This is a genomic window from Plebeiibacterium sediminum, assembly GCF_026013605.1.
Taxonomy (GTDB): Bacteria; Bacteroidota; Bacteroidia; order Bacteroidales; family Marinilabiliaceae; genus Saccharicrinis; species Saccharicrinis sediminus.
Genome location: NZ_JAPDPJ010000014.1, coordinates 102,286 through 108,619 on the forward strand (window position 1 = coordinate 102,286; position 6,334 = coordinate 108,619).

Genomic DNA, 6,334 nt, shown 5'->3' on the forward strand with positions numbered 1-6,334 from the left:
CAAAATCCAAAATTTGATTTTTTTTTTAAATTTGTGCATTCAAACTAATACAAAAATCTGTAAAATAATGAAAACAGTAATTCAAATCGTACTTCTTATTGCAATTGTTGGTTTAGCATATCTGTGTTATGACAGTATCAATAGTGTAATTGAGTTTAACAGAGTTCACAAACTTCGTACAGAAGCTAACATCGAAAAACTAAAAGACATCAGAACTGCGCAGGTTGCTTACAAATCGCAATATGAAAAATATACAGGAAGTTTTGATTCCTTAATTAATTTCGTAAAATCTGATTCTTTAAAATTAGTAAAGAAAGAAGGTAGCCTTTCAGATAGCTTATTAGCTGAAGGTTGGACGGAAGAAAAAGCATTAAAATTAGGAATGATTAAACGTGATACTATTTTAGTAAGCGTTCTTGATTCTCTTTTTGGTAAAAATTACCACATTGATTCTTTAAAGTATGTTCCATTCGTTGCAAATGAAGAATACGAAATGGGAGCTGGAGTCGTACAAACAGGTTCTGGTGTTAAAGTTGAAGTATTTGAAGCTAAAGTACACAACAACGTTTATCTTGATGGACTTGATGAGCAAGAAATCATCAACTTAAATGATAAAGCTTCTAAATTGGAGAAATATCCAGGATTAAAAGTTGGTTCATTAGAAGAAACTAATAACAACGCTGGTAACTGGGAGTAATATTTTGCTTTTATTGCAGATTTATAATATAAAACACACTGCTTAAGCGTAAAATATTATCATGAGTAACCAATTTGTTGTTGATAGTAATTTCGATAAAAACATTACGAATTCATATTTTTTATCCATCCAGTTAACTCTGGATGGATTTTCTTTTTGTGTTCTTGATCCAATTAGTAATGAATACATCTTATTTTCAGAACATCCTTTTTCAATAAATGATTCGTTAATCAATACGATTGAGAAAGAATTAAAAGAAAATGAATATCTCCAATTCCCCTATCAGAAAGTATTTGTACTGTACTATACGAAACAAAATACATTAATTCCTACTTCTTTATATCAAAAAGACCAAAAGGAATTATATCTTGACTTCTGCTTTAATCAGAATAAATTTGAGGAAGAGTTAACTTTTAGCAATAAGATTAAGATGGCTGATTCTTATTGTGTTTTTAACATACCAAAAACTATAGTTGAACTTTTTAATGATAAATTTTCCAATGTTTACTATTATTGTTCAACTACTCCGTTTATTGAAACAGCGCTCCTGAATACCAGTTTTAATTATGATCAATTTCAGATCTATATCAACTTACAAAACTCAATTTTTGATATCATTGCAATTGCAGGAAATGATTTAAAGCTGCACAACTCTTTTAAATTTCAGGATAAAAAAGAGTTTTTATATTACACTCTTCTTATTTTTGAACAACTAAAACTTAATACAAATACTTCCACTGTATTTTTAAGTGGCATGATTTCAAAAACTGATGAAATCTACGCTCTTTTGAAGAAGTATATTAAGAATATCGAAATTGTAAAAGAGAGTAAACATTTTAAGTTTGCATCTGTTTTTAAAACTATTTCCTTACAAGAACATATCAATTTAATTAATATTCCATTATGCGTATAATAAGTGGCTCTTTAAAAGGGAGACGATTTTCTCCACCAAAAAATTTTAAAGCCAGACCAACTACTGACTTTGCAAAAGAGAACTTATTTAATGTTCTAAACAACCATTATTCTTTCGAAGAACTTAAAGTACTTGACTTGTTTGGTGGTACAGGTAGTATTAGCTTAGAATTTGCATCCAGGGGTACAAATAATATTACTTGTGTTGAATTAAACTTCAATCACTTTAGATTTATTAAAAAAAACATAGATGAACTTGGTATGAAATCATCTATTAAAGTCATTAAGGCTGATGCTTTCAAATTTATTGAAAAAACATCGGAGACTTTTGATATGATTTTTGCTGATCCACCATATGATCTTGAAAATGCAGAAACTATTCCAGACCTTGTGTTAAGCAATAATTTATTAAACAGCGAAGGAATTCTAATTTTTGAACATTCCGGGAAAGTGGATTTTAAATCACACCCTAACTTTGTAGAGAACAGAGAAAACGGAAAAGTGATATTTACGTTTTTCAAAGCATAAAAAAAGGAGCATTGCTCCTTTTTTTTATTTATGATCTTGGATGAAACTGAATCATAGTATTTTTTAAATACTCTTTATCTAAATGAGTATATATTTCTGTTGTAATTATCGACTCATGTCCTAGCATTTCCTGTACAGCTCTTAAATTAGCACCCCCATCAATTAAATGTGTGGCAAATGAATGGCGGAACGTATGCGGGCTCACATTTTTATCCATTCCTATCACTGCAACAAGACCTTTAATTATAGTAAAGATCATTACCCTAGATAGCTTCTTCCCTCTTCTGTTTAAAAACAATATATCTTCACTATCATGGTGAATCTTAAGATTTCGTCGGTATTCACTTAAATACAAATTAATTTCTTTTATTGCCTTGGCACTAATAGGCACTAATCGTTCTTTATTCCCTTTTCCTTCAATCTTAATAAATCCTGATTCAAAAAACAGATTAGAAATTTTCAATTCTATTAGTTCCGAAACCCTTAACCCACAACTATATAAAGTTTCCAAAATTGCTTTATTTCTTTGTCCTTCTGGCTTTTTAGTATCAATAGCATTAATGATAGTATCAATTTCTTCAACTGATAATATTTCAGGTAATTTTCTTCCTATTTTAGGTGATTCTAGTAATGCTGTTGGATCTTTCTCGATCTTTTCTTCAATTAATAGAAACTTATAAAACGATTTGATTCCACTAATAATTCTGGCTTGAGTTCTTGGGCTTATACCTTTTTGAGCAATCCACTCAATCATTTCTTTAAGATTATTCAAAGTAACTCCTTCCGGACCTTCTTGATCTAGAGCACGATCTTTAAGAAACTGAACTAATTTTGTTAAATCTGTAACGTATGCATGAATTGAATTATCTGATAACCCTTTTTCGACTTTTAAATAACCTTTAAAGCCTTCAATTTCTGAATCCCAAATCATTTTTAGTATATTAATTAATTATAAATTGAATAGTATAGTAAATATAATAACATATATATTTCCAATCAACAAAAAATAATTTTTTATGTAAATATTAATTTATTATCTTAAAAATGTAACACACTATCCTACTTTAATTTATATATTATATTTTACTCTTATTAACACATTACTACTAATCACAACATTTAATATATATGGTATATTAGTCAAAAAATTAGTTCCTACGTTCTATTTAAAGTATGATGCAATTGTTCACTAAACCTCTTTGAAATATAACTAATTAGCAAAAAATCAAAAGTAAACTGATTTATTTAATATCAATTTGTTACAATATTTAACTCTAAAGTTAAATATTGTAGATTTTATCTTTATATATTAAACCTCTTTTAAAATAATATTTTTAAATAGCTGATTATATGACACTTAAATATTGCCAGTATCAATACATTAAATAATGGAATATCAAGAAGTTATTTATAAACTGTAAAAACTAGGTTTTTTATCACAATGTTTATTAAATCGGTTTTATAATCACATAAGTTTTCAATACATTTGCTGCGAATTTTAGAGTGCCCCATAAACCAAATTGTATTTACTACAATTTTTCAGAAAAAATGAAGCTTTTAATACTAAATGGACCTAATTTAAATTTATTAGGGAAAAGAGAAGTAAATATTTATGGAAATAAGTCCTTTGAAGATTATTTCAATGAATTGAAAACAATTTACAATAATATTGAATTATCTTATTTTCAATCAAATATCGAAGGTAAATTAATTGATAAAATCCACGAAGTAGGTTTTAGTTTTGATGCAATAATATTTAATGCAGGCGCCTACACTCATACATCCATTGCACTGGCTGACGCAATTTCTGGCATTACCACCCCAGTAATCGAAGTTCATATATCAAATGTATTTAAACGAGAGTCATATAGACATCACTCTTACATTTCTCCTGTTTGTGCAGGAACCATTGCTGGTTTTGGGTTAGATTCATATAATTTAGCTATTCAAAGTATATTAAATGCATCTGAATTTAAGCAAGATAAATAATTAGAAAATTGAAATAAATAATTAGTTGATGAAAAAGTTTACAAAAATCGTTGCTACTGTATCAGACATGAAGTGTGATCAGGAGTATGTTAGAAGTTTAATTAAATCAGGTGTAAACGTAGTGAGATTAAACACTGCTCACATGGATTACGAAGGTTTAAAAAGAGTTGTTGAAAGAGTACGTAACGTATCTGACAAAGTAGCAATTCTTGTTGATACAAAAGGTCCTGAAATTAGAACTACACCTACTGAAGATGGAAACAAAATTTTAGTTACAAAAGGTAGTACTATTTTAGTTAAAGGAGAGCCTGATACTAAATCAACTGCAGAGTGCGTATGCGTATCATATGCTGATTTTGTTAAAGATGTTCCTGTAGGAAGCGACGTTTTAATTGACGATGGTGAAACTGCTCTTAAAGTTATCGACAAAAAAGATGACTGCATAGTTTGTTCTGTTGAGAATGACGGCGAAATTGGTGGTAAAAAAAGTGTTAACGTTCCTGGTGTTCGTATTAACTTACCATCTTTAACTGAAAAAGATATTCGTTTCTTAGAATATTCAGCAGCTCAAGAAGTTGATTTTATTGCTCACTCATTTGTAAGAAACGCTCAAGATGTTGCTGACGTTCAAAAAGAATTAGATCGTTTAGAATGTCCTGCTAAAATCATTGCTAAAATCGAGAACCAAGAAGGTGTTGATAATATCGATGAAATTGTTGACTGTGTTTATGGAGTTATGATTGCTCGTGGTGACATGGGTATTGAAATTGCTCAAGAAAAAATTCCAGGAATCCAACGTAAATTAATCAGAAAGTGTGTAGAATTCAAAAAGCCAGTAATTGTTGCTACACAAATGTTACACACAATGATTAAAAATCCTCGTCCAACTCGTGCTGAGGTAACTGACGTTGCAAATGCAATTTACTATCGTACTGATGCAATTATGCTTAGTGGTGAAACTGCTTACGGAGATTATGGTGTTGAGGCTGTTCAAACAATGTCTTCTATTGCTCAGGAAGTTGAAGCTGCTAAAGATAACCGTAACGACATTCCTGTACCAAACTTACTAAAAAGTAAAACAACTTATTTAGCAGAAACTGCATTCAAATCTGCAGCTGACTTAAATGTTAAAGCTGTAATTACTGATAGTATTTCTGGTAGAACTGCTCGTTATTTAGCTGCATTTAGAGGAAATATTCCTGTATACGCATTATGTTTTAGCCCAAGAACAGCTAGAGAATTAAACCTTTCTTATGGAGTTACTCCTAGAATTATGGAGCAAGGTGGTTCTAAAGAAGAAATCCTTATTAAAACTCTTGAAAAATTATTAAAGAAAGATGTTTTAGAAGGATCTGATCAAGTTGCATATCTTGGAAGTAGTTTTGGTATTGGTAGTGGTACAACATTCCTTGAAATCATCACTGTTGATGAACTATTGACTAAAACAAAAGAAGCAAAGAAATAATAATTTCTTTCTATATATAAAAAAAGAGGCTTATGGCCTCTTTTTTTTTGCATTGTAGATAAACCATACTCCATCAATAGGCATTGCATAAACAGACCATATTGTAACAATTCATCTATTTCTTAGGTTTCTTTTCTTTATCACAATTTAAAATCAACTTTACTTTAATACTATTTACATTACTCACACATGTATCAACTGTAAATAGTAGGTCGATTGTATAAAAAATCTGATTATAGAGACTACTTCTTTATCATAATATGATATTTTTTCATTATAAAAACTCCAAAAATATACCGCAATAAACCTCATATTAGATAACATTATGTATGAATTAGTTTTTAGAGTCGTTTTTTTAAATATTTTTCCATTTTTTTCACCCACTACAACACCCTGACAAGCAAGCCTGTAGCGGGATACAGAGATTTTATTTTGATTTTTCTTATAAAAAAAAGCACTTAACTATTGCAAGTAGACACAAAAGCTCTATCTTTGCATCGCTTTCAGAAAAAACAAGCACACTTGGTCTGGTAGTTCAGCTGGTTAGAATGCCGGCCTGTCACGCCGGAGGTCGCGGGTTCGAGTCCCGTCCAGACCGCAAACTGAAAGTAAATAAAGATAATGATCTTTATTTTAAACTCGAAAAATATTGATTTTGTTTTATACTGGTCTGGTAGTTCAGCTGGTTAGAATGCCGGCCTGTCACGCCGGAGGTCGCGGGTTCGAGTCCCGTCCAGACCGCA

6 protein-coding genes and 2 tRNA genes are annotated in these 6,334 nt (G+C 30.1%); 7 read left to right on the forward strand and 1 reads right to left on the reverse strand.

Annotated elements, in window-relative coordinates:
• Positions 1–67: 67 nt before the first annotated feature.
• The 3 genes from OM075_RS08425 to OM075_RS08435 all read left to right on the forward strand — a co-directional run bounded on the left by OM075_RS08425 (position 68) and on the right by OM075_RS08435 (position 2,137).
• Entirely contained in the window at positions 68–697 is a 630-nt protein-coding gene (locus OM075_RS08425; RefSeq protein ID WP_301190055.1) for a hypothetical protein, read from the forward strand.
• Between the two features lie 61 nt (positions 698–758).
• Complete coding sequence (locus OM075_RS08430; RefSeq protein WP_301190056.1) at positions 759–1,610, forward strand: DUF3822 family protein; 852 nt, start codon at positions 759–761, stop codon at positions 1,608–1,610.
• Complete coding sequence (locus tag OM075_RS08435) at positions 1,601–2,137, forward strand: RsmD family RNA methyltransferase (protein WP_301190057.1); 537 nt, start codon at positions 1,601–1,603, stop codon at positions 2,135–2,137. Before OM075_RS08430 ends, OM075_RS08435 begins: the two co-directional genes overlap by 10 nt.
• Before the next feature lie 28 nt (positions 2,138–2,165).
• Here the strand turns inward: OM075_RS08435 and xerD are convergent, their stop codons facing one another.
• On the reverse strand, positions 2,166–3,068 hold the full coding sequence (xerD, locus tag OM075_RS08440; protein WP_301190058.1) for a site-specific tyrosine recombinase XerD: 903 nt from the start codon (positions 3,066–3,068) through the stop codon (positions 2,166–2,168).
• A 617-nt stretch (positions 3,069–3,685) separates the two neighbouring features.
• On the opposite strand from xerD, the gene aroQ reads away from it, so the two are divergent.
• The 4 genes from aroQ (at position 3,686) to OM075_RS08460 (ending at position 6,332) form a co-directional block, all read left to right on the forward strand.
• Positions 3,686–4,126, forward strand: a complete 441-nt coding sequence (gene aroQ / locus OM075_RS08445) for a type II 3-dehydroquinate dehydratase (protein WP_301190059.1) — start codon at positions 3,686–3,688, stop codon at positions 4,124–4,126.
• Between the two features lie 28 nt (positions 4,127–4,154).
• Positions 4,155–5,591, forward strand: a complete 1,437-nt coding sequence (gene pyk / locus OM075_RS08450; protein WP_301190060.1) for a pyruvate kinase — start codon at positions 4,155–4,157, stop codon at positions 5,589–5,591.
• 524 nt (positions 5,592–6,115) lie between these two features.
• Positions 6,116–6,189 (forward strand) — tRNA-Asp (locus OM075_RS08455).
• A 69-nt stretch (positions 6,190–6,258) separates the two neighbouring features.
• A tRNA-Asp gene (locus OM075_RS08460) sits at positions 6,259–6,332 on the forward strand.
• Positions 6,333–6,334 lie beyond the last annotated feature (2 nt).

Excerpts from the sequence above, each read along its gene's own strand:
- aroQ (WP_301190059.1), top strand. The coding sequence starts at position 3,686 with ATGAAGCTTTTAATACTAAATGGACCTAATTTAAATTTATTAGGGAAA.
- xerD (WP_301190058.1), bottom strand. The coding sequence starts at position 3,068 with ATGATTTGGGATTCAGAAATTGAAGGCTTTAAAGGTTATTTAAAAGTC.
- pyk (WP_301190060.1), top strand. The coding sequence starts at position 4,155 with ATGAAAAAGTTTACAAAAATCGTTGCTACTGTATCAGACATGAAGTGT.
- OM075_RS08430 (WP_301190056.1), top strand. The coding sequence starts at position 759 with ATGAGTAACCAATTTGTTGTTGATAGTAATTTCGATAAAAACATTACG.
- OM075_RS08425 (WP_301190055.1), top strand. The coding sequence starts at position 68 with ATGAAAACAGTAATTCAAATCGTACTTCTTATTGCAATTGTTGGTTTA.
- OM075_RS08435 (WP_301190057.1), top strand. The coding sequence starts at position 1,601 with ATGCGTATAATAAGTGGCTCTTTAAAAGGGAGACGATTTTCTCCACCA.